Source organism: Flavobacterium fryxellicola (assembly GCF_900143245.1).
GTDB lineage: Bacteria > Bacteroidota > Bacteroidia > Flavobacteriales > Flavobacteriaceae > Flavobacterium > Flavobacterium fryxellicola.
Map to the genome: position 1 here is coordinate 458686 of NZ_FRDK01000002.1, position 25854 is coordinate 484539.

General features: G+C 35.3%; 25 protein-coding genes. 17 read left to right on the forward strand and 8 right to left on the reverse strand.

The window, feature by feature from the left end:
* Window positions 1-47 precede the first annotated feature (47 nt).
* From BUA03_RS05755 to BUA03_RS05780, 6 genes are all read left to right on the forward strand, one after another.
* Window positions 48-425 carry a hypothetical protein gene (locus BUA03_RS05755; protein WP_066077826.1) on the forward strand — a complete coding sequence of 126 codons (378 nt, stop codon included), beginning with the start codon at window positions 48-50 and terminating at the stop codon, window positions 423-425.
* 198 nt (window positions 426-623) lie between these two features.
* Window positions 624-4037: a T9SS-dependent choice-of-anchor J family protein gene (locus BUA03_RS05760; protein ID WP_066077824.1), complete on the forward strand. Its 3414-nt coding sequence runs from the start codon at window positions 624-626 to the stop codon at window positions 4035-4037.
* 262 nt (window positions 4038-4299) lie between these two features.
* Window positions 4300-5670 carry a DNA recombination protein RmuC gene (gene rmuC, locus BUA03_RS05765; RefSeq protein WP_066077823.1) on the forward strand — a complete coding sequence of 457 codons (1371 nt, stop codon included), beginning with the start codon at window positions 4300-4302 and terminating at the stop codon, window positions 5668-5670.
* 7 nt (window positions 5671-5677) lie between these two features.
* Window positions 5678-6043: a 6-phosphogluconate dehydrogenase gene (locus BUA03_RS05770; RefSeq protein ID WP_066077820.1), complete on the forward strand. Its 366-nt coding sequence runs from the start codon at window positions 5678-5680 to the stop codon at window positions 6041-6043.
* Window positions 6044-6589, forward strand: a complete 546-nt coding sequence (locus BUA03_RS05775) for an acyl-CoA thioesterase (RefSeq protein WP_066077816.1) — start codon at window positions 6044-6046, stop codon at window positions 6587-6589.
* 533 nt (window positions 6590-7122) lie between these two features.
* A complete protein-coding gene (locus BUA03_RS05780; RefSeq protein WP_066077814.1) occupies window positions 7123-7662 on the forward strand; it encodes a YceI family protein in 540 nt (179 codons plus the stop codon).
* Window positions 7663-7664: 2 nt separating this feature from the next.
* Here BUA03_RS05780 and BUA03_RS05785 read toward each other — a convergent pair whose 3' ends face one another.
* A complete protein-coding gene (locus tag BUA03_RS05785; RefSeq protein ID WP_066077811.1) occupies window positions 7665-8579 on the reverse strand; it encodes a TIGR01777 family oxidoreductase in 915 nt (304 codons plus the stop codon).
* Window positions 8580-8696: 117 nt separating this feature from the next.
* Between BUA03_RS05785 and BUA03_RS05790 the strand changes: the two genes are divergently transcribed.
* From BUA03_RS05790 to BUA03_RS05830, 9 genes are all read left to right on the forward strand, one after another.
* Window positions 8697-9356 carry a TetR family transcriptional regulator C-terminal domain-containing protein gene (locus tag BUA03_RS05790; RefSeq protein ID WP_066077809.1) on the forward strand — a complete coding sequence of 220 codons (660 nt, stop codon included), beginning with the start codon at window positions 8697-8699 and terminating at the stop codon, window positions 9354-9356.
* Complete coding sequence (locus tag BUA03_RS05795) at window positions 9356-10663, forward strand: ABC1 kinase family protein (RefSeq protein ID WP_066077807.1); 1308 nt, start codon at window positions 9356-9358, stop codon at window positions 10661-10663. Before BUA03_RS05790 ends, BUA03_RS05795 begins: the two co-directional genes overlap by 1 nt.
* Window positions 10663-10797, forward strand: coding sequence for a DUF2256 domain-containing protein (locus BUA03_RS05800; protein ID WP_072675720.1), 135 nt, complete (start codon window positions 10663-10665; stop codon window positions 10795-10797). Before BUA03_RS05795 ends, BUA03_RS05800 begins: the two co-directional genes overlap by 1 nt.
* Window positions 10773-12077, forward strand: coding sequence for a DASH family cryptochrome (locus BUA03_RS05805; protein WP_066077805.1), 1305 nt, complete (start codon window positions 10773-10775; stop codon window positions 12075-12077). Before BUA03_RS05800 ends, BUA03_RS05805 begins: the two co-directional genes overlap by 25 nt.
* A 9-nt stretch (window positions 12078-12086) precedes the next feature.
* Window positions 12087-13571: a cryptochrome/deoxyribodipyrimidine photo-lyase family protein gene (locus BUA03_RS05810; protein WP_066077803.1), complete on the forward strand. Its 1485-nt coding sequence runs from the start codon at window positions 12087-12089 to the stop codon at window positions 13569-13571.
* 49 nt (window positions 13572-13620) lie between these two features.
* Window positions 13621-13905 (forward strand): TIGR03643 family protein, encoded by a 285-nt coding sequence (locus BUA03_RS05815; RefSeq protein ID WP_072675721.1) that lies wholly within the window; start codon window positions 13621-13623, stop codon window positions 13903-13905.
* Between the two features lie 57 nt (window positions 13906-13962).
* Complete coding sequence (locus tag BUA03_RS05820) at window positions 13963-14646, forward strand: SDR family NAD(P)-dependent oxidoreductase (RefSeq protein ID WP_066077801.1); 684 nt, start codon at window positions 13963-13965, stop codon at window positions 14644-14646.
* 154 nt (window positions 14647-14800) lie between these two features.
* Entirely contained in the window at window positions 14801-15412 is a 612-nt protein-coding gene (gene folE / locus BUA03_RS05825) for a GTP cyclohydrolase I FolE (RefSeq protein WP_066077800.1), read from the forward strand.
* Between the two features lie 131 nt (window positions 15413-15543).
* Window positions 15544-16962 (forward strand): SDR family oxidoreductase, encoded by a 1419-nt coding sequence (locus BUA03_RS05830; protein ID WP_066077798.1) that lies wholly within the window; start codon window positions 15544-15546, stop codon window positions 16960-16962.
* Between the two features lie 126 nt (window positions 16963-17088).
* Here the strand turns inward: BUA03_RS05830 and BUA03_RS05835 are convergent, their stop codons facing one another.
* The 7 genes from BUA03_RS05835 to BUA03_RS05865 all read right to left on the reverse strand — a co-directional run bounded on the left by BUA03_RS05835 (window position 17089) and on the right by BUA03_RS05865 (window position 23545).
* Window positions 17089-18384: a cryptochrome/photolyase family protein gene (locus BUA03_RS05835; protein WP_066077796.1), complete on the reverse strand. Its 1296-nt coding sequence runs from the start codon at window positions 18382-18384 to the stop codon at window positions 17089-17091.
* Window positions 18384-18845, reverse strand: a complete 462-nt coding sequence (locus BUA03_RS05840) for an SRPBCC family protein (RefSeq protein WP_066077795.1) — start codon at window positions 18843-18845, stop codon at window positions 18384-18386. The genes BUA03_RS05835 and BUA03_RS05840 overlap by 1 nt, the downstream gene beginning before the upstream one ends.
* Window positions 18846-19010: 165 nt before the next feature.
* Window positions 19011-19451: a sterol desaturase family protein gene (locus BUA03_RS05845; protein ID WP_066077793.1), complete on the reverse strand. Its 441-nt coding sequence runs from the start codon at window positions 19449-19451 to the stop codon at window positions 19011-19013.
* Window positions 19452-19497: 46 nt separating this feature from the next.
* Window positions 19498-20337 (reverse strand): phytoene/squalene synthase family protein, encoded by an 840-nt coding sequence (locus tag BUA03_RS05850; protein WP_066077791.1) that lies wholly within the window; start codon window positions 20335-20337, stop codon window positions 19498-19500.
* Window positions 20338-20344: 7 nt separating this feature from the next.
* Window positions 20345-21814 (reverse strand): phytoene desaturase family protein, encoded by a 1470-nt coding sequence (locus BUA03_RS05855; protein WP_066077789.1) that lies wholly within the window; start codon window positions 21812-21814, stop codon window positions 20345-20347.
* 37 nt (window positions 21815-21851) lie between these two features.
* Complete coding sequence (locus tag BUA03_RS05860) at window positions 21852-22748, reverse strand: MerR family transcriptional regulator (RefSeq protein WP_066077788.1); 897 nt, start codon at window positions 22746-22748, stop codon at window positions 21852-21854.
* A gap of 488 nt (window positions 22749-23236) precedes the next feature.
* Window positions 23237-23545, reverse strand: a complete 309-nt coding sequence (locus tag BUA03_RS05865; protein ID WP_066077786.1) for a T9SS type A sorting domain-containing protein — start codon at window positions 23543-23545, stop codon at window positions 23237-23239.
* A gap of 690 nt (window positions 23546-24235) precedes the next feature.
* Between BUA03_RS05865 and BUA03_RS05870 the strand changes: the two genes are divergently transcribed.
* Both BUA03_RS05870 and BUA03_RS05875 read left to right on the forward strand, forming a co-directional pair.
* Window positions 24236-24919: a nitroreductase family protein gene (locus BUA03_RS05870; RefSeq protein WP_066077783.1), complete on the forward strand. Its 684-nt coding sequence runs from the start codon at window positions 24236-24238 to the stop codon at window positions 24917-24919.
* A gap of 38 nt (window positions 24920-24957) precedes the next feature.
* A complete protein-coding gene (locus BUA03_RS05875; protein WP_066077781.1) occupies window positions 24958-25851 on the forward strand; it encodes a dienelactone hydrolase family protein in 894 nt (297 codons plus the stop codon).
* Window positions 25852-25854: the final 3 nt, after the last annotated feature.

Consider the following 25854-nt stretch of genomic DNA (forward strand, 5'->3'; position numbering starts at 1 on the left):
TGACGTACTATTATAAACAATAAGACTAATAACTAAAAAGAAAGATCATGGAAAATAATGATTTAGGTTCAAAAAAGACGAATAATAAGCAGCAGATAAACGACCAAACTGGTAGCGAAAGGACGCTTAACGAAAACAATACAACCGCGCCAAACCTGAAAGAAGAAATAGAAATTGATGCTAATGGTAATGAAAAAGTTGTTCAAAGAGCGCGCAATGTTGATGGGTCTATTGCTGCTACTCCCGCAACCGATGAAAGAACATGGAACGAAAATGAAAGTTTAAGTCGGGGCGTTTCCACAGAAAAAGAAGCGATGAGGACGGTCGAGAATGAAGACCTCAACTCGGACATTACTGCCCACAGATACCCCGCTTCACATCCAGATAATAAAGAAGACCGAGGAAATATTAAACTGGACGAATAACTATTTTTTCGACTTTTAAAAGCCAATAAGGAACTTTCCTTATTGGCTTTTTTTGTCGCTGTTAATAGACAATCCAGCAAAAAAATTGCTTTAAAAAGCAAAAAAAAAGTTTTTAATTACAATCTAAAATTGCTTAATTTATAATATTCTCTTAACGTTAGAAATATTATTTTTGCTGCTTAATTCAATTGTAAACCTATGAAACACAATTACCATTTACGCCATTTAATGGCTTTTTTAAGTTTTTTTTATTGCTTATCAACAACCGTTTTTGCACAAGGAACGGCACCTACACCACAAGACTTACCATTTTCACAAAATTTCTCTACTTTAGATGCAGCCGCGACTACTTATCCTGCTGGATTTCAAGGATGGACAGCCAGCACAGCTACAGGAAGCTCCTTTAACACTGCCGCTGCATTACTAGCTGATCGTGCTTTAGTCGCCAGTAGCACAGCTGCTACCAGTAGTGGAAATTTCCATAATTACAATGGAAAAATTGGATTTTTAAACACTGGTTCCTTAGATTTAACGATTGGGTTTGCATTCAAAACTCTTGGTAAATCCGGAATTGCAGTAGAATATGATGCCATGGTAATTCGGAATCCTTATAATGGCACATCGAATTCTCGTATAAACGAATTAGTACTGCAATATCGAGTTGGTACAGCCGATGCGTTTATTACTTTATTACCAACGGTCTATGCGAGCGGAACAACAGCACAAACATCCGGAACAGCAGAAGTTAATAGTCAAAAAATAAAAGTAGTTTTACCATCGGATTGTGATAATAAAGAGGTCATTCAAATTCGTTGGATTTCAAGACAAGTATCTGGAGGCGGTTCTCGTCCCTCGTTTGCCATTGATAACATAAGTGTATTTAATGATGTAGCTCCGCCTGTAAATGCAGACGGATTCCCAAAAATAACCAACATCTTATCTGATGGATTTGATTTTTCATCCAAATTAAATGAGACTGGAAAAACGTATTTCGTGATCTTGCCATCAGGAAGTACTGCTCCAAGCGCTGCTCAGATAAAAGCAGGAACAAACGCCTCAGATTCACCGGCATTAAAAGCAGCGGTACTTGTAATTTTAGATGCTACAGTTGTCTATTCAAAAAACAGTACTGGATTAACTCTAGGAACGGATTATGTTGTCTATTCCATATCTGAAGATGCCATCGGCAACATTCAATCTGAAAGCAACAAACTGGACGTTACCACTTCTAGCGTGGTCGTTCCTTCCTTGTCAACTACTAAAACTGCCTTAGATTTTAGTTTTGTAGAGCAAAACTTCAGCTCACTTGCATTAAGTTACCAACTTCAGGCGCTTAATCTCAGTGGAGCAGTAACAGTTAACGCATCCCAAAACTTTACAATTTCTAAAAATGAGACTACTGGTTTTCAATCGACAATAGTTTTTGCTGCAGAAGATTTCAATACTACAACCACACCTTTGGTTTATGTCAAATTTACACCCACTTCCACCGGCCTTTTTTCAGGACAAATCACTCATGAATCAAACGGTGCGTCTTCCAAAGAAGTCACAGTATCAGGAACAGGAATTAATCCGTACATCCAAGATTTTAATGATGCAAATGTCCTAACAAACAGTGGCTGGACGGAATATAGCGTAACTGGCGACAAGATTAAGTGGGTGAGCACCACCACACGTTTTAACAGTTCGCCTGCTGCGGTACAAATAAATGGATATTCAGAAACAGGAGCCAGTAAAGATTGGTTAATTTCCCCTAATTTACGTTTGGATACATTTGACAAATTCCCTTTGTTATCTTTCTATTCTCGCAAATTTTTCTCTGGCACACCGCTTAAACTAATGATTTCTTTAGATTATGATGGTAAAAGCAACCCAGAAACCGCAACTTGGACGCCTCTAGAAGGAGATTTTCCTACCACGACAGGAACTTTTAAACAGTCGCAATACATCAACTTAGATGCCTACAAATCCAATCATACTTTTATAGCTTGGGTTTACGAAACTACAAATTCTGGTGGTACGGATACTGCTGAATGGACCGTTGATGATGTAAAAATTACTAACGAAACAACATTTATAGCCTCAAATCCTACTTTAAATTTTGGAGAAGTAAATCCCAATACCGCCTCCCCTAGCCAATCTTTTCGCTTTATGGCCGGCGGTTATGGCGACATCACAATCACCGCTCCTGTAGATTACCAGTTATCAGTAGACAACAATACTTTCCTATCAAGTGTGGTGATTTCAAGTGCTGATGCGGTCGCGGGTAAAACAATTTATGCTCGTTTTTTCCCTTCTTCCAAAGCATTGAGTATTTCAGGTCCTTTAACTGTTACAGGAACAGGACTTAACCAAGAGATAGGGTTTTTTAATGGATCTTCATTACCTAAAACAGAAACCTTTGATATCGTAACATACAACTTAGAATTCTTTGGAAGCAATGTAATTGGTTCAACAGGAACTGAGTTTGGTCCAACAGACGATGCGTTGCAAATTGAAAATGCAGCGAAAGTCATGAATACTTTAAATGCTGACGTTTATGCCGTTCAAGAGGTTTCAGACGATGCCGCATTGGATCTTTTAATCCAAAAAATAAGCATTAACGGAAAAACTTTTGACAAAACAATTTCTCCAGCTTGGTCCTACTCCTTTAATGCCCCAGAGGCGAATTTCCCTGCTCAAAAATTAGTCGTACTTTATAACACTCAAACAGCAACAGTAAAAAAGACACGAGTGATGTTCAGCAAACTTTTTGATGAAATTCGTGCAGGAAGCAAAACTTTACCCAATTATCCTGGAGGTGTCAGCGCAAGCTTCTTCTCGTCAGGCCGTTTGCCTTATATGGTCGAAATTGAAACAAATATAGGCGGCGTAAAAAAAGATATAAAAATTATTGACATCCATGCTAGAGCCAATAGCGGTAGTGACATAGCAAGGTACAACATGAGAAAATATGATGCTGAGCTATTGAAAGACAGTTTAGACGTTAATTACCCAGATGCCAATTTGATAATTTTAGGAGATTATAACGATGATGTTGATGAGTCCGTTATTGCAGGAAACCCTTCATCCTACCAGAAAATGGTGGAAGACAATGTACGCTACAATCCTTTAACTTTAGAAATAAGCAAAGCAGGAGCTTTTACTTACCTGTCCTCTGGAGGTTTCTTGGATCATATTATCATATCAAACGAATTAACGAATGATTATGTACCCAATTCAACTTTAGTTTACGATCCTCGTTTGGACATAGCAAATTATGTAAATACTACTTCTGATCATGGTCCGGTTATCGCCCGTTTTGCATTAAAAGTGGATACAACTTTAGCTATCAATGACTTGATTACAACAAAAGGATTGTCTGTAATGGTCTATCCAAATCCCGCTTCAGAGTCATTCAATATTGTTATTAATTCAGAAAACAGTCAAGACTTAAGTCTAAACATTTATGATATTCTTGGAAGATCAATGGGAGCTCCAACTCAATTAAAAGGATCAATTGGCGAAAACACTACAAGAATAAATAGTACTAAGTTACCTGTAGGGATTTACATGTACACCCTTTCTAATGGAAACAAGATTGTATTTAAAGGGAAAATAGTTAAAAAATAAAAAACCTTTTTAAACATTCCAAAAGCCAGATTTCAAAAAAGAAATCTGGCTTTTTTTTTAAGACAATTCAAGTCAATACCTTACTGAAATAAAACCCACGACAGGATTGCTATCAAAAAGGCACTATTATTTATAAAACTAGCCGACAGAAACTTATTTTTTCAAAATATCAATCCTTCAAAAACTTACACTACTATTTTGATTTCTCAAAAGAAACTAGAAAACTTTTGTTTATTTTTACACTGTTGCAAAAAGAAATTTTATGTTAAATACACTTCCCTTATTACTCATTTTCATCGTGGCTCTTGGTATTGGAGTGTATATTGGAAAACTCCTATTTGTTACCCGATTCCAACTGGAAAAAAGTAGCTTGGAAGAGAAATTAATTGCTTTAAATTCTCAATTCAACCAGCAGAAAGAGCAATTAGTGATTGATAAAATCCGTTTCGAAAAACAAATGGAAGCCCAAATTGTTGCTAAAGAACTTATACGAACTGAAAAAGACAGCTTAGCAATTCAGCTTACTAAAAAAGAAGTAGATTTCGAAAATCTCTGGGAGCGCAACAAAGAACAAAAAGAAGAAGTCGAAAAACTACAAGAAAAATTCACCCTGGAATTTGAGAATTTAGCCAACAAAATATTGGAGGAAAAATCGAATAAATTTACTGAGCAGAATAAAGAAAATATGAAAAATATCTTGACTCCGTTGCAAGATAAAATTCAATTATTTGAAAAAAAGGTCGAAGACACCCACAAAGAAAGTATTGATTATCATGCAGCCTTACGCCAACAAATTCTTGGATTACGAGAAATGAATATCCAAATGAGTAAGGAAACCACCAACTTGACCAAAGCGCTCAAAGGCGACAGCAAGATGCAGGGAAACTGGGGCGAATTGGTTTTAGAACGCGTTTTAGAAAAATCAGGATTGGAAAAAGGACGCGAATATGAAGTACAACAAGCCTTCACCACCCAAGACGGAAATCGCGTTTTTCCCGACGTGGTAATCAACTTGCCTGATGGCAAAAAAATGATTGTGGACTCAAAAGTTTCGCTGACCGCTTATGAAAAATACATCAATGAAGAAGATGATATTCTGAAAATTCGCTATCTAAAAGAGCACGTCCATTCCATTAAGCGCCATGTAGAGCAGCTGGGTACTAAAAATTATCATGATTTGTACCAAATAGAAAGTCCTGATTTTGTACTGTTATTCATCCCCATTGAACCCGCATTTGCCATGGCCCTAAATGAAGATCCGAGTTTGTACAGCAAAGCATTCGAAAAAAATATTGTTATTGTAACTCCCGCCACTTTATTAGCTACCTTACGAACTATTGATAGCATGTGGGCGAATCAAAAACAGCAAGAAAATGCTCTAGAAATAGCGCGTCAAGCGGGAGCATTGTATGATAAATTTGAAGGTTTTGTAACAGACTTGATCAAAATTGGCAAAAAAATAGACGAGAGCAAAACAGAATACAGCAGCGCCATGAACAAACTTGTGGAAGGAAAAGGAAACTTAATTGTAAGTGTCGAAAAAATAAAAAAAATGGGAGCAAAAGCAAAGAAAGCACTTCCCGAAAACATATTAAACCTAGCTCATAAAGACGAAAATCAATTATTAAATTAAATAAAAAATGAGAAAATTTTTAATGATCACCACTGCGATACTACTACTATTTATTGTAGGTTATTTTACTTTTTTATACAACGCTACCTACAGTGAAGGCGTTCGTTCAGGCGAATTAATCAAGGTAAGCAACAAAGGAGTTGCTTTCAAAACATGGGAAGGAGAAATTAGCCAAGGAATTTCCGGTGCTCAGATATTTTCTTTTTCAGTACTCGATAGCGAAGAAAAAGTAATCTTAGATTTACAAGAAATGGAAGGCCAATATGTTCAGGTAACATATGTAGAACGGTACCGAACATTTCCGTGGTGGGGCGATACGCGCTATTTTATTACAGACGTGAAAAAAGTAAATTCCCCTTTTAAAATAAAATAAATGAATCGGACCTTTAAAACTGTGGCCTCCTCAGACATTAGCATTTCAGAATTGATGTTGCCCAATTACACCAACTTTAGCGGTAAGATTCATGGAGGATATATTTTATCTTTAATGGATCAAATTGCATTTGCCTGTGCTTCAAAATTCTCAGGAAATTACTGCGTTACCGCCTCGGTAGATACTGTCAATTTCCTAAAACCAATTGAAGTGGGCGAACTCGTAAAGATGAAAGCCAGCGTAAACTATGTGGGTAAAAGCTCGATGATTATAGGCATCCGCGTTGAGGCCGAAAACATTCAAACTGGAAAAATCAAACATTGTAACTCCTCTTATTTTACAATGGTTGCAAAAGACAGCACGGGTAAGAGCGTATCAGTTCCCGGTCTAATCCTCTCCAACAGCACTGATGTACGCCGTTTTTATAACTGCATTAAACAGATGTCCCTAAAAAAAGAAAAAGACCTTCACGAGGAAGAGTTCGATTATACGTCTAAAGAAGCACTAGAAAATTTAAAAAATTACAACATACAGTTGGAATTCTAATTATATAATAGGTTAGACAACATTAGTAAGAGTGTACATTGAAGTGTTTTTAAGGTCATCAAGTAGTTACAACTTTTCAATATGCGACCCTTTTTGTGTTTACTCGTGTCAATACTGTCTTTTGATGCTAATTTCTGTAGCGTTACTACAGTTCTAGAATAACACGCTCCGCTCGTTCCTGCCAGTAACCGCTTGAACAAAATCAGGCGACGGAACTCCAAATGCATGATACACGTAGGATTCCCTCATTATTTGCTACTTAAAAACAACAATTAAACTCTTTTTTAAAATATAAATTACCGCACTTTCTGATCAAAAAATTAGTGAAAAATAAACTGATGCTCCTAATTTTCAAGGATTAAAAACTTTTATATATTCTATTTTTTTCATAACTTTAAGTAATCCTATTAATAATAAGATTATGTCTAAAATTGTATAGTATCAAGCCGATGTAGTAAAAAATAGTATCTCCCGCATGCGCTAGGGCGCATGTATTGAAAAAAGACTCGGTATAATTTAATTCATAAAATGTTATGAAAAAAATTACCTCAATAGCGCTACTCTTTATTGCACTTGCAATTAACGCACAAGAAAAATTGGTTTCATACGTAGGCATCACAAATTTTGAGGCTTCAGTACCTTTATTTGAGGAGGTGAAAGCAATTAACGAAAAAACTACCTGTATTTTGATTACTAAAACAGGCGACATCGCATGTTGGAGTAACGTCAAAGATTTTAAATTCAAAAGAAATTTGATGGAAGAGCATTTCAATAAAAATTATATGGAAAGCAACCGGTATCCAAAAGCCGTCTTTAAAGGTACTATTGAAAAATTTGATTTAAACAATCTAACCTCGGAATCTCGTCCCTATCAAATCAATGGCAAAATAACCATACGTGGCCGTACTAAAAAAATAACAATCACAGGAACGCTAAAAAGGCTGGACAATGGTATTGAACTCCAATGCGAATTCCCCTTAAACACGGATGACTTCAGAATCGCAATTCCCTTTATCGTGCGTAGCAAAATATCCAAAAACGTAAACACTCAAATTATTTGTTTGCTAAAATAATTCTACTTTGCTATACAGTCCCGCAATGCCTCGTCTAAATTTTTAAACTTAAATTTAAAACCAGCTTGTTCTATTTTATCAGAGGAAATTCTCCTTCCTGTCAATACAATTACGGCCATTTCTCCCATCACAAACTTCAAAACAAATGCAGGGACGTTGGGTAACCAAATGGAATAGCCAAAAATATAAGCCAATGTTTTAGAAAATATGGTATTTGTAGTATTGTCGTTTATTGCGGCGTTGTAAGGGCCAACCATTTCAGTATTTTTAATCGCTTCTAAATACATAGTACACAAATCGTCAACATGAATCCATGGCATATATTGGGAACCAGATCCCAATGCTGAACCCAATCTGTATTTGAAGAGCGGAATAAGTTTCTTCAAGAAACCATCATTTTTTCCTAAGACTAATCCCGTTCGGATTTTAACGGTGCGTATATTTAAATTTTCAATAAAATCTATCGACTCTTCCCATTTTTGGCAGGTGTATCCTAAAAAATCATTAGCTGGAACGGTCTCTTCTGTGCAGATTTCTTTCCCGTTTACTGCTCCATAAATCCCAACCGCTGAGGCAGAAACAAATGCGTCAAGCTTTTTGTAATGCTTTTTTAGAACTGAATATAATAGTTGAGATGATTTTTCCCTACTATCAATGATGGCCGCTTTTCGTTTAGCGCTCCATCTTTTCTCTGCAATATTTTCACCAGCCAGATGAATGATATAATCGGCTTTTAAAACTGCATCCTCCTCAATTGTGCTGTTCGCAACATCCCACTTATAGTAGAAAATATCTCCCTTATTTTTCTTTTCGGTTCTACTCAAGATAGAAACTGAATATCCTTTAGTAAGTAACAACGTCGTTAAATGTCTACCGATAAATCCCGAACCGCCGCTGATTAAAACATTTTTTTTCATAATAGTGTAAAGCTAATGATTTATAATGATATAAAATTATATTAAATTTTGTTTAACTTTATTAAAATATCGTTAAACATTCACTACCTTTATACTCTAATTAGAAATACAGAAAAAATGGCTACTAAAAAAACAATAATAACTAAGGACAAAATAGTTTCAATGTACATGAATTATGTACTTGAGTATAATGAGAAACCAAAATCAGTATATCATTTTACAAAAATAAATGATTTTTCGGAAACAGAATTTTATGCCTTTTTTGGTACTATTGAAAGTATTGAGAAAGAAATTTTTAAAATGTTCCTAGAAAAAACAGTTGAGTTGCTTAGTAAAAACAAAGATTACGAGACGTATGACATGAAAAGTAAATTACTGAGTTTTTACTTCACTTTCTTCGAAATACTAACTGCCAACAGAAGTTATGTTGTGATGACCTTGAAAGAAAACAACAATCAATTGAAAAAACTGATGCAACTTTCTGGACTTAGAAACAGTTTCAAAAACTATCTGGCTGAAATTATTTCTGATGACTTTAGAACACAACAAGAAAAACTTCAAAATTTCCAAGAAAAAGCATTTCAAGAAACTTCTTGGATACAGCTTTTATTAGCATTAAAGTTCTGGCTCGATGATTCTTCTCCTGCTTTCGAGAAAACAGATATTTATATCGAAAAGTCGGTGAAAGCAACTTTCGAACTAATGAACGTTGCGCCTTTGGACAGTTTAATCGACTTTGGAAAATTTATTTTCAAAGAAAAAATATACAACAAATAATGAAAACCATAGACTACATTCCCACTTCAAAAATTGAAAGAGCAACAAAACTAGTGCAAACAGGTGCAAAAGTTGGAGTTAACTATTTAAAATATTACGGCGAAAAAATGGTCAATTCAGATTTGACTCGTGATAAATTAAATGAAGATAATGCAGAGGATATTTACGATGGACTGAAAAGTCTAAAAGGAAGCGCTCTGAAAGTGGCACAAATGCTAAGCATGGACAAAAGTTTTCTGCCGCAAGCTTATGTCGAAAAATTTTCGCTTTCCCAATTTTCTGTTCCGCCGTTATCAGCTCCTTTAGTATTAAAAACGTTTAAGACAAATTTTGGCAAAACACCATTTGAAATATTTGATGAATTCAACTCCACCTCTCTGAACGCAGCCAGTATTGGACAAGTGCACGTTGCCTTTAAAGACGGTAAAAAGTTAGCGGTAAAAATTCAATATCCTGGTGTCGCCAACAGTATTTCATCTGATTTAGCGATGGTCAAGCCTATTGCTATCAGAATGTTTAACCTTCAAGGCAAGGATTCCGATAAATATTTCAAGGAAGTAGAAGATAAATTGATTGAGGAAACGAATTATCTCTTGGAATTAAAACAAAGCCAAGAAGTAGTCGCCGCTTGTAAAAAAATTGAAAATTTAGTCTTTCCAGAGTATTATCCCAAGTTTTCATCAGACAAAATCATTACGATGGACTGGATGACTGGACTTCACCTTTCTGAGTTTACTAAGAAAAATACGGACCAAAAAGTAGCTGACAAAGTGGGTCAGGCCTTATGGGATTTCTATATGTACCAAATTCATATTCTGAGAAAAGTACATGCTGACCCCCATCCTGGAAATTTCTTGGTAAACGATAGAGACGAATTAGTGGCATTGGATTTTGGCTGTATGAAGCAGATTCCAACGGACTTTTACACCCCTTATTTTGAGTTGATTGATAAAAAAGTAATTAACGACCCTAAAATATTTAATGCTAAATTATTTGACTTAGAAATTTTGCGAGTGGATGATTCTAAAGAAGAGGTAACCTATTTCACCGAATTGTTCCATGATTTATTGTCCTTATTTACGAAGCCTTTTCAAGCAAAAACATTCGATTTCTCAGATGAAACTTTTTTTGAAAGTATTGCGCAATTGGGAGAACGATTTTCGAAAGACACGAATCTAAGAAAAATGAATGGAAATAGAGGATCTAAGCACTTTATTTACATGAATCGAACCTTTTTTGGCTTATACAATTTGATGTTTGATTTAAAAGCAAAAATTGTCGTCAATGAATATAAAAAATACAACTAGTGAAAAAGGAAAATCTGCCTTCCAAAATATGCTTGGTGTGCAACCGGCCTTTTAACTGGCGGAAAAAATGGGAAAAAGTATGGGACGAAGTCAAATATTGTAGCGAAAAATGCAAAAAAAACAAAAAGGTTTAGTCTGGTTTAGAAATGATTTAAGAGTTACTGATAATGAGTCTTTAACTACTGCCATTGCCGAAAATAAAGTTGTCATTGCGGTGTATTGTTTTGATCCAAGACATTTTATGGAGGCCAATTACGGTATTAAAAAAACAGAAAAATTCCGAGCTAAATTTTTAATTGAATCAGTGACCGAATTAAGGACAAATTTAAAAAAACTGAACATACCGCTTTTAGTTTATTACCAAAAGCCAGAAGATACAGTTCCAGAGCTTTGTATTAAAAACGAGATTACTTCTATTTATTTCCAAGAAGAATGGACGAGTGAGGAAGCGGACATTTTAGCAAAAATAAAAGTGGAAATTTCAAATTTTGTAGCGTTTAAGGGCACTTATAATCAATTTTTATTTCATCCTGAAGATGTTCCCTTTGAGATACAATTGATTCCAAATGTTTTTACACAATTCAGAAATCAATGCGAAAAATGGGCAAAAGTCAAAACGGAATTTGTTGTGAAGCCAATGCCAAAGGAAAATTGGAAAGCCAATGAAACTGAAATCCCTTCGATGGAAACATTAGGTTTTAGTGATTTTAATTTAGATAGCAGATCCGCTTTTCCATTTCGAGGAGGTGAAGACGAAGTAACAAAAAGATTGCAGTATTATTTTTGGGAGACAAAAAAAATCAGTGTCTACAAGCTGACCCGCAACGGATTAATTGGGGCAGATTTTAGTTCGAAATTTTCACCTTGGCTGGCAAATGGCTGTATCTCTGCAAAAACAATCTATTGGGAGATTGTTAACTATGAACAACAAATAGGAAAAAATGACTCGACTTACTGGTTAATTTTCGAATTGATATGGAGGGACTACTTTAAATATATTTCATTAAAAAATGGGAATTCTATTTTTAAAATTGGAGGAATTCTAAACAAAAGTTACGAATGGAAAAAAAATACGGCAGACATTGAGAATTGGATAAATGGAACTACTGCAGCTCCCTTTGTAAATGCAAATATGATCGAATTAAAGCAAACAGGCTGGATGAGCAATCGTGGAAGACAAAATGTAGCTTCTTATTTCGCTAAAGAGCTTCTGCTAGACTGGCGTATCGGTGCCGCGTATTTTGAATCGATGCTTATAGATTACGATGTTCACAGCAACTACGGCAATTGGATGTATGTTTCTGGAGTTGGCAACGATCCTAGAAACAGGAAATTCAATATTGAGTTACAAGCCAGTAATTACGATGGACAATCAAAATTCCAGAACTTATGGTTGCAACAACAATTATTTTAGAAAAATAAAATGAGTACTAGTAAAAAAAATATTAATGTAGTTTGGTTTAAAAGAGACCTTCGTTTACAAGATAACGAGGCACTTTTTAATGCGATAAGCACAGGCAAGCCAACATTGCTACTTTATGTATTCGAAAAGTCTCTAGAAAATGATTCACATTACAGCTCGCGACACTGGAATTTCATCAAGCAATCCTTAGTAGATCTTAATAAACAACTAAAACCATCTAATACACATATTTTAACAATATCGTCAGAAGTGCTTCATGTCTTCAATATCTTAGAGGAAGTCTATAAAATAGACACTGTTTTTTCGCATCAGGAAACAGGGTTGAAAATTACCTATGAAAGAGACAAAATATTTAAAAGATTTTGTAAAAACAATCAAATCAACTGGGTTGAAAACACAAATAACGGAATTTTTAGAGGATTAAAAAACAGAACTAATTGGGTTTCTAAATGGGAAGATTACATGAATCAACCTCCATATATTTTTGATGCTAACCCTAAAAATTACCTAAGTTCTGAATCAATTGAAGAACTTGAAAAAACATTAGAAAAAACAAATCTAGAAACTATTCCAGATAGTATTTTCCAAAAAGGAGGCACTACTATGGCTGGCAAATATTTACAGACCTTTTTTGATGAGCGCTACCATAATTACAGCTCTCATATTTCAAAACCTTTACTGGCGAGAAAAAGTTGCAGCAGATTATCACCGTACATTGCGTGGGGAAATTTATCTTCTAGACAAGTGTTGCAAAAGGCTGCTACTTTTAGACTGGTTTGCAACGACAAAAAACAAATTGATTCGTTTGTATCCCGCCTTACTTGGCAAGCACATTTCATACAAAAATTTGAAATGGAAGAAATCATGGAGTTTGAAAGCGTCAATAAAGGATTTCATTCTTTGCAAAAGAAAATCAATGAAAATTATATTGAAGCATGGAAAACAGGACAAACTGGGTTCCCATTAATTGACGCTTGCATGCGTTGCTTAAATGAAACAGGCTATCTAAACTTTAGGATGCGCGCCATGCTGGTTTCCTTTTTCACCCATAATTTATGGCAGCCATGGCAGGAGGCTACACAACACTTATCCCAAATGTTTTTGGATTTTGAACCTGGGATACATTTTCCGCAGTTGCAAATGCAGGCTGGTGAAACCGGTATCAATATGTTACGAATATACAATCCAATCAAGAATAGCTACGAGCACGATGCTGATGGTGAATTTATAAAAAAATGGGTTCCAGAATTGCGGAATTTACCCCGTGCTTTTGTGCATGAACCTTATAAAATGACTTATTTAGATCAGAAATTTAACGATTTTGAAATGGGTGTGAATTACCCAAAACCAATTGTAAACATAGAAAGAACAAGAAAATTTGCTAGTGATTTTTTATGGCAAATGAAGAAAAATCCTTTAGTAAAAGAGGAAAGTTCAAGAATTTTAAAACTTCATACCATGGCTGACATTGGCGACAGCGAATAATACCGATAGCATTTAGCAATTAATCACAACATTAAAAAAATACAATACCGTGACTACTAACAAAGACCTTACTGATTTAGAAAAAGATAGAATTATCGAAATGGCTTGGGAGGATCGAACCACGTTTGATGCTATTTTATTGCAATTTGGATTAAAAGAACAAGAAGTAATTGCCTTAATGCGCACCGAGATGAAACCCTCCAGTTTTAGAATGTGGCGCGAAAGAGTCCAAGGTCGTAAAACAAAACACGAAAAGCGAAGAGACTTTAAGGAAGGACGTTTTAAGTGCACGATGCAGCGACAAATTAACAACAATAAGATTTCTAAAAGATAACTTCGTAAAGCAAAAAAAAAAAACCTGAATAAATTTAAATAACTAATTGAACAATATATGAAAAACATAGTAATCATTGGTGGTAGTAAAGGAATTGGCAATGCCATTTTGTTGCAGCAATTAGAGACAAATATAGTCTACAACATCAGCAGAAATGCGCCCGAAATTACGCATTCAAATCTAAAACATTTTTCTGTGGATGTTTTACAAGATGCGCTACCAGAAATAGAGGCTATCGATACGCTGATCTATTGTCCGGGTTCCATAAATTTGAAACCTATAGGAAGTCTGAGCATTGAGGACTTCAGAAATGATTTTGAAATAAATGTAATTGGAGCTGTAAAATCCATTCAGAAATACCTACCCGTGTTAAAGAAAGGAACAAATCCATCCATTATTCTATTCAGCACCGTCGCAGCTAAATTAGGCATGCCGTTTCATGCTAGTATTGCTACAGCAAAAGCGGGAGTGGAAGGATTAGTAAAATCGTTAGGCGCAGAGTTAGCTTCGGTAGTGCGGATCAATGCCATTGCTCCCACGATTACTGAAACCTCCCTTTCGGCTAACATCTTGAGAAATGATCGCATGAAAGAAAACATGATTGAGCGCCACCCAATGAAGGGGTATTTGAAACCAGAGGAAGTAGCAAATATGGCAAACTTCTTGATTTCGGAAAATGCAAAATCAATTTCAGGTCAAGTATTCGAGATGGATTACGGAATAGTGACTTTTAAAATATAATCAAATATAATTTTTTTACCAATAAGAAATTAAGACTAGTACGTTAGCACGCTTACTTTTTGTTAATCATCGAATGGTTTAAATAAAAAATGCTGCAGGAAGCATTCAGAAAATAAAATAATTAGCCCAATATAAAATTGAAATAAAGAATACGATGATAAAAGAACTTAAAAGCTACGAGAAAATAGAACAGTACGACACGGAAGTAACGGCATCACTAGCAGATAATTATAAAACTATAATTGACAATCTAGGAGAAGATGTTACGCGCGAAGGTTTAGAAAAAACACCTGAAAGAGTAGCAAAAGCGATGCAATATTTGACACATGGTTACGGATTAGACCCTTTAGAAATACTACAATCAGCTATGTTTACTGAGGACCACAAACAAATGATTGTAGTGAAAGATATTGAAGTATATTCGATGTGCGAACACCACATGCTACCCTTTTTTGGAAAGGCACATGTAGCTTATATCCCAAATGGGAAAATTGTAGGTTTGAGCAAGATTCCAAGAATCGTGGATGCTTTTGCTAGAAGGATGCAAGTACAGGAACGGCTAACAGACCAAATTAAGGATTGTATCCAAGAAGCATTAAATCCGCTAGGTGTAGCCGTTGTCATTGAAGCGCAGCACATGTGTATGCAAATGCGTGGTATTCAAAAACAAAACTCCGTTACAACAACATCTTCTTTTACAGGAGCTTTTGAAAAAGACAAAACTAGAAAAGAATTTATCAGTTTAATTTCTAATAAATTCAGTTAATTGTAGTTAAAATAAGTTTTGGTACACTAATAGCAACGACTAAATCAAGCTTAAAAAAATGCCGTAAAATAAGCAACCATTTAAGACTATAATAGTCCTAAGATTGCGATTTACCGATAAAAAACAAAATCATGAAAATTCTCTTAACAGGCGCAACAGGTTATATTGGGAAGCGACTTCTACCGCTCTTGGTAGGTGAAGGGCACGACGTAATTTGTTGCGTGAGAGACAAAAACAGGTTCTATTGCCCAATCGAATTGCAAGACAAAGTGACGGTCATTGAAGTTGATTTTCTTCAGCAGGAGACCTTATCTGCGATTCCAGAACAAATTGATGCGGCTTATTATCTTATTCATTCCATGTCAGGATCTGCTACAAATTTTGATGAATTAGAAAGTATTTCAGCTCGGAATTTTGTGCAAAGACTGAATCAAACTCAAGCCAAACAAGTTATTTATTTGAGCGGGATTGTGAACGATAAATCACTATCCAAACACTTGTCTTCGAGGAAAAAAGTAGAAGAAATTTTAAACACGGGTGCTTATGCTACTACAACGCTAAGAGCTGGAATTATTGTAGGGTCAGGCAGTGCATCGTTTGAAATCATTCGGGATTTAGTAAATAAACTTCCCATTATGATTACACCAAAATGGCTCAATACTAAATGCCAACCCATTGCTATTCCAGATGTTCTTGATTTTTTATTTAAAGCATTACTTAATCCAATTACGTACAATCAGAGTTTTGACATTGGAGGCCCCGATATTTTAACGTATAAAGAAATGCTTTTAGGCTTTGCGGAAGCTAAAAAATTAAAGCGATGGATTTTTACCGTTCCCGTAATGACGCCAAAATTATCTTCCTACTGGTTGTATTTTGTAACCTCAACCTCGTATAGATTAGCCTCAGCTTTAGTTAGCAGCATGAAAGTAGAAGTGGTTTGCAATGATACTAGAATTAATGATTTGTTACATGTTACACCAATGACCTACAAACAAGCACTTTCCCGTGCTCTAATAAAAGTAGACGAAGACAAGGTAGCTTCTAGTTGGAAAGATTCGCTTATCAGCGGACGCTTTAGCAGTAATATGTCGGATTATTTGAAGGTACCAAAAAAAGATTGCTTTATCGACCGACGTAAAATGGAAATTATAGATCGCGATTTTACGATACAAAGAATTTGGTCCATTGGAGGCGATACAGGTTGGTATTACGGTGATTGGCTTTGGGATTTACGTGGCTTTATTGATAAATTATATGGTGGCGTAGGATCTCGAAGAGGAAGAACAAACCGCCACGATATCCATTCTGGCGATGCCTTAGATTTTTGGCGCGTTTTGTATGCCAACAAAGAAGAAGGGAAATTAATCCTTTTTGCCGAAATGAAACTGCCAGGTGAGGCTTGGCTTGAGTTCAAAATAATCAACAACACTTTGTATCAATCCGCTACTTTCAGACCAAGCGGGATGTGGGGAAAATTATATTGGTATTCTGTTTTGCCTTTCCATGGTTTTATATTTAAAGGCATGCTGAATAAATTAATTCAGTAATTTTTTAAATTAATAACTATTATTACTTATTCGTTCCAAGTTATTTTATAAACCCATACGCCGATTCATTAAAAGTTTATTATTTAAAAACCCTGTAATGTATTGGACGTATGGATTTTGGTGTTTTTATTTAACGATTCCTTCTTTATAAGTGGCAATGGCTCTATCTCTGGCCATAGCATGATCAACCATCGGTTTGCCATATCCTAAATCGAATTCTTTAATCCATTTCCGAATGTAGATACCTTTCTCATCGAACTTTTTTTGTTGAATTTCCGGATTGAAAACTCTAAAATAAGGTGCGGCATCGCAGCCAGTTCCAGCTGCCCATTGCCAGTTTCCTACATTAGCTGACAAATCATAATCCAATAATTTTTCAGCAAAATAGGCTTCGCCCCACTGCCACTGAATCAACAAATGCTTGCACAGAAAACTAGCTACAACCATGCGGACTCTATTGTGCATATACCCCGTTTCATTGAGCTGACGCATCCCAGCATCTACCATGGGATACCCGGTAGTTCCGCTGCACCAGCGCTTGAAATCGGCTTCATCATTGCGCCACTGAATACCATCATACGATGCTTTGAAGTTTTGAGTAACGACCTTTGGAAAGCTAAATAAAATTTGCATAAAAAATTCTCTCCAGATCAGTTCACTCAAAAAAACGTCATTTTTATGAAATGCCCAATTAACTAATTTTCTCGCACTTACAGTGCCAAAACGCAAATGCGGAGAAAGATAAGAGGTTTTATCCACAGCGGGAAAATCTCTAATATCATGATAATTAGCGATAAAAGTAAGGTTGTGATGTTTCACTTTTATCGTGCTTTCTTCAAACCCAATTTGATCTAAAGTAGGAAAAACAAAAGTCCCTTTATAAAATTTAGAAAAAGTATCCGTGGCATCATATTCGCGAACCGGAGCCATCGATTTGTATTTTTCTAGCCATTTATTTTTAAAGGGGGTATAAACTGTATAGGGTAGCCCGTCCGCTTTTGTGATTTCTTTTTCTTCAAAAATTACTTGATCTTTAAAAGAATGCGTGATGGTGTTGCTATTTTCTAACAGTTCACAAATCGCAGCATCACGTTGCGTGGCATACGGTTCGTAATCCTTATTAAAAAAAACTTCTTTGACATCGAATTCCTCTAACAGCCCGTTCCAAATGGCTATAGTTTTCCCTTTTTTCACTAAAAGAGCACTATTAAAGTCCTGAAGCTGTCTGTTTATTTTCTTAAGATTATCATAAATGAACCCAACTCTTGCATCATTTTTAGGTAAACTATCTAGAATAGCATCATCAAAAATAAAAACTGGAATGACAGGGTATTTGGAATTCAAAGCATGGAATAGCCCCACATTATCCTCCAAGCGCAAATCGCGTCTAAACCAAAAAATAGAAACTTCTTGCTTGCTCATTATTTTGAATTAAACATTTCATCCACTTTTGTAACACGGTATTCGAAAATGGATTTCAATTTATTTTTAACGACCAATGTGTTCATGATTCGGCCTAAAAAGCCAAGTGGCAATCCGTAATGTACCACATCTGTCATTTTAGTTCCGGTGGGAGTAGCTTCAAAGAAATGCTTGTGGTGCCAAAAACTGTAGGGACCAAATTTTTGCTCGTCTATGAAATAACTATTTTCCTTTACTTGAGTAATTAGTGTCATCCAAGATAAAGTTATTCCAAGAAGTGGCGTTACTTTATATTGAATGATTTGTCCTGGATACATCGATTTTTGATCAAAATCCGTGATTTGAAAACCCATTCCTTCCGGTGTAATTTTTTGAAGATTTTTTGGATTAGAAAAAAAAGCCCAGCATTCTTCAACAGTTGCATTAACGTGTTGCACTGTTTCTTGTTTGTATATTTTCATGATTGGTGTTTTAGAGATAATTAGTGTCTTACGGACAAGCTTGCGTGAGGGACAGCAGTGGAGCTCTTTATTATACAGACTATCAAGGCAGTATAAAAAAAGCGGGAACGGATTGCCCGACCCCGCTGTAACGCTAGTGAAAGTGGGGACACGCCCCAATTAAACTTAAATTTTATAGTATTTAAAAGGAACAAATAGCATTCCGAAACATTCTCCGTGTGCTTTGCCCAAATGTTTGTGGTGTACTTTATGTGCTTTACGTAAGCCGATTAAATACTTATTATTAGTGCGCTTGAACCATTTGAAGCGTTGGTGAATTAATACATCGTGAATCATGAAATAACACAACCCATAAAACATAATTCCTAGCCCAATGAAGAGTTTATAATTCAATCCCCCTTCGACTCCATAATAAAAAAGCGCAATACTTGGAGCAGCAAAAATTAAAAAAAAGATGTCATTTCGTTCAAAAATATTTGCGTATTTAGGTTGGTGGTGATCCGCATGAAAATACCACATAGAGCCGTGCATTACGTATTTATGCGTGCACCAAGTAACACATTCCATTATTAAAAAAGTACCTAGACAAATCAAAAAAAATATCATTTTATTCTGTATTTAAGTATAACAATCCTTTAAAATAAGTTGTAAATTAAACTAACTTTAATTTATAAGAAACAAAAGACTTAGCTAATAAGCCCGCTTTTGTGTAGTTAGAAACTCGGATTCTGGCATTTCCTATTTCGTGGCAAGGAGTGTTTTCTAACTTTTTTAATAGTTTTTTATAGTACACAAAAGCGGTGTACACACCAAATTTAGCTTCTATTGGAAGCTTTACAATTCCTTCGTAAGCCACTCTGAAATCCTCTTGAATTTCATTAATGATTGCTGTTTTGGCATTTTCATCAAACGAATTCAAATCGACTCCAGGAAAATAATTACGGTTCAATACTAAATTATCATCCTTCAAATCACGTAAAAAATTTACTTTTTGAAAAGCGGATCCTAATCGCATGGCTTCGTCTTTCAGTTGCTCATATCTTTTATTGTCTCCCGCTACAAAAACTTTAAGACACATTAAACCAACCACATCAGCGGAACCGTAGATGTACGCATCATATTCGGCTTTGCTATGATAATCCGATTTTATCAAATCCAATTTCATGCTTTTTAAAAAAGCTTGAATCAAATCATCAGTGATATTATATTCTTTCACTGTTTGTTGAAAGGAGTTCAAGATTGGATTCAAACTAATTCCTCTATCAAAAGCTCTGTAATAATCCTCTTCAAACTCTGTGATAAGACTCTGTTTATCGTAACCATGAAAGGTATCCACAATTTCATCCGCAAAACGAACAAAACCATAAATGCTATAAATGGCATCTCTTATGCTAGGCGACAACATATACACCGCCAGCGAGAAAGAGGTACTATAGCTTTTTGTAACTAACTTGCTACACTTAAAAGACACATCATCGAATAATTCCTTCATACTATTGTTATGAAAATTGCTTATTAATTAATTCCGACACTAATTTTCCAGAAATTAATGCTGGTGGAACGCCAGGTCCAGGTACAGTCAATTGACCTGTAAAATATAAATTTTTAACCTTTTTACTCTTTAACTTTGGTCTTAAAAATGCAGTCTGCAATAAGGTATTTGCCATTCCATAAGCATTCCCTTTGTACGAATTATATTCAGACACAAAATCATTTTTACAAAACGATTGTTTAAATATAATATTATTTTTTACGCTTTGCTGTGTTAAAGTTTCAAAACGATCCATTATTTTATCAAAGTAGACTTCTCTTAACTCTTCAGTATCATTGATTCCAGGAGCTAAAGGCACGAGAAAAAACGCAGATTCCATTCCTTCCGGAGCAGCGGTTTCATCTGTTATCGATGGAAAATTAGCATAAAACAAAGGTTCTTTTGGCCATTGGGGTTCATCGTAAATGTCTTTGGCATGTTGATAAAAATCGACATCAAAAAACAACGCATGATGCGAAATATTTTCTATTTTCTTATCAAAACCTACATAAAACAATAACGACGAAGGGGCAAAAACTCGGCTATCCCAATATTTTTCCGAATACGCACGATATTCTTGATCCAATAAAGTCTCCGTGTGATGGTAATCAGCACCGCTTAAAATCAAATCTGAAGTTATGACTGCGCCATTGACTTTAATTGCTACAGCGGTTTTATTTTCAACAATAATCTTTTCAATATTGGCGTTGGTTTCAAATGTAACACCCAATTCTATGGCTAAACTTTCCATAGCTCGCACTACATCAAACATTCCTGTTTTTGGGTGCCAAGTTCCAAGCCCAAAGTCGGCATAGTTCATAAAACTGTAAAACGAAGGTGTGTCAGAAGGTTTAGCTCCCAGGAACAAAACTGGAAATTCCAGAATTTGAATCAGCCTTTCATTTTTGAATTTTTTTCGAACATCTTTACTTATATTACTAAAAAACTGCCCTACTTTCATCGCAGTCTCTACTGTAACTAATTCCAGTGGCGAAACTCCGGGACGATAGACTAAATCTTTGATGGCAATATCATAATTGGTTTTGGCTTCAGCCATAAAATCACTTAGCAATGCACCACTTCCTTTTTCAATAGCCTCGAAAGCTAGTGTAATATCCGCTAAATTATCTGCTATAGTTATAAAATCATCGACTCCATAATACACCCTATAGGCAGGAGACAACTTTATAAGCTCGTAATAATCAGTAGTTTTTTTGTTAAAATCAGCAAAAAACCGATCGAATACATCGGGCATCCAGTACCAACTCGGCCCCATGTCAAAGGTAAAACCCTCTTTTTTTAGCTGTCGTGCTCTTCCTCCTATTGTCGCATTCTTCTCATAGACAGTAACATTGTGGCCACTTTTTGCTAAATAGCAAGATGCTGCCAAAGCTGAGAATCCAGAACCTATTATTGTAATCTTTTTTATTTTTTTCATTTGTTTAGCAAATATACGAATTGTTTAAACAAAACGATTATATCCAATCAACTAATTCAGTGATTGAATTAAAAGTTGTTATTCGTTCCGGTAATTGTTCTTTTTTAATAAACTCAACCATGCGCCCAATATACCATAATTCAGTGGTTTCATCTAGTAATTCCTCGGACATTTTTTGAAGGTACCCATCCAGCATATCTCGCTCTGGCTGTACAGTTAGATACGAGACAAAAACAATAGAATCAAAATGATTTTTCAAATCTTTCAGATTTTCAATAGGCATACTTTCCCCTAAATAAATGGTTTTATACCCATGTAACAAAATCTCATAATTGAGATACATAAGACCCAATTCGTGAATTTCATTCATAGGAAGAGATAAAACGAAGACTTTATCTAGTTTTGTTTGTTTTAAAATTTGAAGCTTTTCAGTATTGATTAATAATTTTTGTTTAATTAAGTAGCTGATAAAATGTTCGTGAGCTGGAGTTATCGTATCTGATTGCCACAACAACCCTAATTCATTCATCAACGGTATAAAAACTTGGTGAAATATTTCCTTAAATGATTTTTCAGCAATTAACCAATTGTAGGTATTGAAGAAAAGCTCTTGATCAAAATTCATCATTGCCATTTTAAACTCACTGATAGCATGGCTTTTGGCTGTTTTACTCGAAATTATTTCGCGAACTAAAGACGGTATTTTATCTTGAGGATATGTTGCTATTTTTGAAATTTTATAGCCATAATCATGTAATAGTGTAATATTTAAAAGTTTCTGTAAGCTGGCCAAATCGTACAAACGAATGTTAGTATCCGTACGCATGGGCTGCAGAATATCATATCGTTTCTCCCATATTCGTATTGTATGCGCTTTTATACCTGAAAGGTTTTCAAGATCTTTAATACTGAATACATTTTTTACATTGTTCATCGTTTATCGAAATTTAATGAACAAATGTAAAATAAATTTAATTATAAACTTGTATCATCTTACTTAAACTTTCGTACTGCATGAAATATTTTTGTAAATGCTTGTCAATAATTAAATTTAAATAGTAGTACTGCACTACCCTTAAATGGCGCTTAGTTAGAAAATGTAGGCTAATTTTTTCTTTTTAAACCAGCAATCAAGAGCGTTGATTTGACTCCCAATTCAACCAAAACTAATCTTTTACCTTATAAATTATTAATTAACAACTGTTTAACTTCAATCCAATAGCGATTCACAATTAAAAGATGTGGCACCAAAAAATAGTTTGTAATGAAGCTACTTTTAAGAATTGCAAATAAAAGTTAGTACACACAAAAAGATGCATCCAAATTTTCGAAACTTTTAATAAACTAAACTGATAAGTAAAAGCCTATACTTTTACTTATCAGTTCTCAAAATAATTGCTACTCGTTTTTAAATTATTTTTTTTAATTTTTTTTAACGGTAAAACTTTCTTCATTGTAAGCCGTTATAAAATAAACACCTTGAGAGTAAGCACTCAAATCCAGATTAAGATTTTGTGAATTTGTTTTAATTTCTTGTAATAAAGCACCTAAAATACTGTATATTTTAACTCCAGTCATTGGTTTACCAGCTTGAATGGTTACCCTATTTGAAACAGGATTAGGATAGATCGTAAATGCTGATGAAGCTAAAAATGATTGATTAGACAAAGCATCGCTACTAGTAGCAACCCAACTTGAAGCTAAGTTATTGTCTACTGTAGTGCTAATCAAGTCCAGATAGCTACCGCCGTCATAAGGTATGGTTGGCCAAGGTGCTGAATCAAAATATTCTACGGAATCAATTGTATTTTCATCTGCATCAGCCAGAGCAATTTTTTACGATTTATTTGAGAGATTTCTCGTGAACTGACCAAAAGGATCTATACCATATTTACTTTGAAAAGTAGCCGTATTGCTCGTTAAAAAAATGGTTTTATTTGCACCAACAGTTGAATTATAAGGAAACTGAAAGGTGAGCCCTAACTGTCTAAAATATACACCAGAAAGATTTTTCAGGAGTTGGCAGTTTTTACAAACTTTTCAAACAAGTAGAAGATGAGGAAGTACTATAGATATCGAGCACCAGCAATCAAAATGTATAATCAACCCAATCTATCGTGTAGCGTACTAAAATAGAGGTACAAAAAAACAAAAGCAGAAATTGTATTGCGCTCAGGAGTGCTAGAAGAAGCTATAATTTTCCCCATCAAAACGGCATAAATTTTTGATTGATCTCATTATCGTGGAAGGAGCAGAAACAATAGCGTAGCAACACCGATTCAAAAAAGACGCGATCTTTAACAGTAGACTATGTGTCTACCGCGCAAGATTGCTTGCGAAAACAGCTTCATAAGTGCAAGTTCTAATACTAATGACTCCTGTTTTTTTTTATATTTGACAGTAAGAAAAAAAAAAAACTAAATGGCTGATAAAAAAATAATTGACAACCATCCTTATATCCATTATAACAAAACCGTTCTTTCTGAGCAAGAAATGATGGAACGTTCCCTTTCTTTTTATGAAATGATGGACAGTAGGCGTTCTGTAAGGGAGTTTTCAGACCGATCAGTTCCCAAGGCAGTAATTGAAAACCTGATAAAAACGGCTTCAACTGCTCCTTCTGGAGCGCACAAGCAACCTTGGACTTTTTGTGTGATTGAAAATCCCGAAATTAAAAAACAGATCCGTATCGCTGCGGAGCAGGAAGAACTTCAAAGCTATGAATCTCGTATGTCAAGTGACTGGTTGGAAGACCTAAAACCGTTAGGGACAGATTGGCGCAAACCATTTTTAGAAACTGCCCCTTACCTCATCGTCGTTTTTAAACGCATCTATGAATTGGATCCTGACGGTAACAAGAAAAACAACTATTATGTTCAGGAAAGCGTAGGTATAGCCGTTGGTTTTTTATTATCAGCAATCCATAACGCGGGTTTAGTCTCGTTAACCCACACTCCTAGTCCAATGAATTTCTTGACCAAAACTCTAAAACGACCCATCAATGAAAAACCTTTTTTACTGATTCCCGTTGGTTATCCTGCAGAAGACTGCTGGGTTCCGGACATAAAAAGAAAAGACCTCGCAGCCATTTCTATTTTCTATTAATTAGAACAAAAGTGTACCTTTATATAAAAACTAGGACAATGAAAAAACTAACCAAAGAAGATATCACTCAGGAAATATTTGATTTATATGATGACTATGCTCATAATAAAATTGAAAGGAGACAGTTTGTTGAAAAGTTATCTTTATTTGCAATAGGAACACTCACACTTCCTTCACTTCTCAGCTTTATGACACCCAATTATATCGATTCTATTTTGATAAAACCCGATGATCCTAGGTTGAAATCTGAATTTATAACCTACAATTCTCCCAAAGGTGGCGGCACAATCAAAGGACTTTTGTCCCAACCCACAGGAAGTGAGAAGCAAGTACCGGGAATCATCGTGGTGCATGAAAACCGCGGACTCAACCCATACATAGAAGATGTAGGACGCAGAGCAGCTGTGGAAGGATTTATAACTTTGGCGCCTGATGCCTTATCGCCATTGGGCGGCTATCCCGGAAATGATGATGCGGGTCGCGAATTACAAAAAAAACGTACCCGAGAAGAAATGCTTGAAGACTTCATTGCGGCCTACGAGTACCTAAAATCCCATAAAGATTGTACTGGGCATATTGGAGTGGTAGGTTTTTGTTTTGGTGGTTGGATTGCCAATATGATGGCGGTAAAAGTACCAACATTATTAGCGGCAGTTCCGTATTATGGCGGACAGCCCACTGCTGACGAAGCCGCAAAAATAAACACACCGCTATTACTGCATTATGCTGGCTTAGATACCCGAGTGAATGAAGGTTGGCCGGCTTTTGAAGCTATCCTAATAAAGAACAAAGTAAAAAATACTGCCTATATTTATCCAGAAGTGAATCATGGCTTTCACAACAACACCACGCCGCGATATGACGAAGCTGCCGCTACCCTATCTTGGACACGAACCATTAATTTTTTTACAGAAAATCTAAATAAAAAGTAGATT

Coding starts and splice junctions, on each gene's coding strand:
- BUA03_RS05755 (WP_066077826.1), top strand. CDS start 48: ATGGAAAATAATGATTTAGGTTCAAAAAAGACGAATAATAAGCAGCAG.
- BUA03_RS05760 (WP_066077824.1), top strand. CDS start 624: ATGAAACACAATTACCATTTACGCCATTTAATGGCTTTTTTAAGTTTT.
- rmuC (WP_066077823.1), top strand. CDS start 4,300: ATGTTAAATACACTTCCCTTATTACTCATTTTCATCGTGGCTCTTGGT.
- BUA03_RS05770 (WP_066077820.1), top strand. CDS start 5,678: ATGAGAAAATTTTTAATGATCACCACTGCGATACTACTACTATTTATT.
- BUA03_RS05775 (WP_066077816.1), top strand. CDS start 6,044: ATGAATCGGACCTTTAAAACTGTGGCCTCCTCAGACATTAGCATTTCA.
- BUA03_RS05780 (WP_066077814.1), top strand. CDS start 7,123: ATGAAAAAAATTACCTCAATAGCGCTACTCTTTATTGCACTTGCAATT.
- BUA03_RS05785 (WP_066077811.1), bottom strand. CDS start 8,579: ATGAAAAAAAATGTTTTAATCAGCGGCGGTTCGGGATTTATCGGTAGA.
- BUA03_RS05790 (WP_066077809.1), top strand. CDS start 8,697: ATGGCTACTAAAAAAACAATAATAACTAAGGACAAAATAGTTTCAATG.
- BUA03_RS05795 (WP_066077807.1), top strand. CDS start 9,356: ATGAAAACCATAGACTACATTCCCACTTCAAAAATTGAAAGAGCAACA.
- BUA03_RS05805 (WP_066077805.1), top strand. CDS start 10,773: ATGCAAAAAAAACAAAAAGGTTTAGTCTGGTTTAGAAATGATTTAAGA.
- BUA03_RS05810 (WP_066077803.1), top strand. CDS start 12,087: ATGAGTACTAGTAAAAAAAATATTAATGTAGTTTGGTTTAAAAGAGAC.
- BUA03_RS05820 (WP_066077801.1), top strand. CDS start 13,963: ATGAAAAACATAGTAATCATTGGTGGTAGTAAAGGAATTGGCAATGCC.
- folE (WP_066077800.1), top strand. CDS start 14,801: ATGATAAAAGAACTTAAAAGCTACGAGAAAATAGAACAGTACGACACG.
- BUA03_RS05830 (WP_066077798.1), top strand. CDS start 15,544: ATGAAAATTCTCTTAACAGGCGCAACAGGTTATATTGGGAAGCGACTT.
- BUA03_RS05835 (WP_066077796.1), bottom strand. CDS start 18,384: ATGAGCAAGCAAGAAGTTTCTATTTTTTGGTTTAGACGCGATTTGCGC.
- BUA03_RS05840 (WP_066077795.1), bottom strand. CDS start 18,845: ATGAAAATATACAAACAAGAAACAGTGCAACACGTTAATGCAACTGTT.
- BUA03_RS05845 (WP_066077793.1), bottom strand. CDS start 19,451: ATGATATTTTTTTTGATTTGTCTAGGTACTTTTTTAATAATGGAATGT.
- BUA03_RS05850 (WP_066077791.1), bottom strand. CDS start 20,337: ATGAAGGAATTATTCGATGATGTGTCTTTTAAGTGTAGCAAGTTAGTT.
- BUA03_RS05855 (WP_066077789.1), bottom strand. CDS start 21,814: ATGAAAAAAATAAAAAAGATTACAATAATAGGTTCTGGATTCTCAGCT.
- BUA03_RS05860 (WP_066077788.1), bottom strand. CDS start 22,748: ATGAACAATGTAAAAAATGTATTCAGTATTAAAGATCTTGAAAACCTT.
- BUA03_RS05870 (WP_066077783.1), top strand. CDS start 24,236: ATGGCTGATAAAAAAATAATTGACAACCATCCTTATATCCATTATAAC.
- BUA03_RS05875 (WP_066077781.1), top strand. CDS start 24,958: ATGAAAAAACTAACCAAAGAAGATATCACTCAGGAAATATTTGATTTA.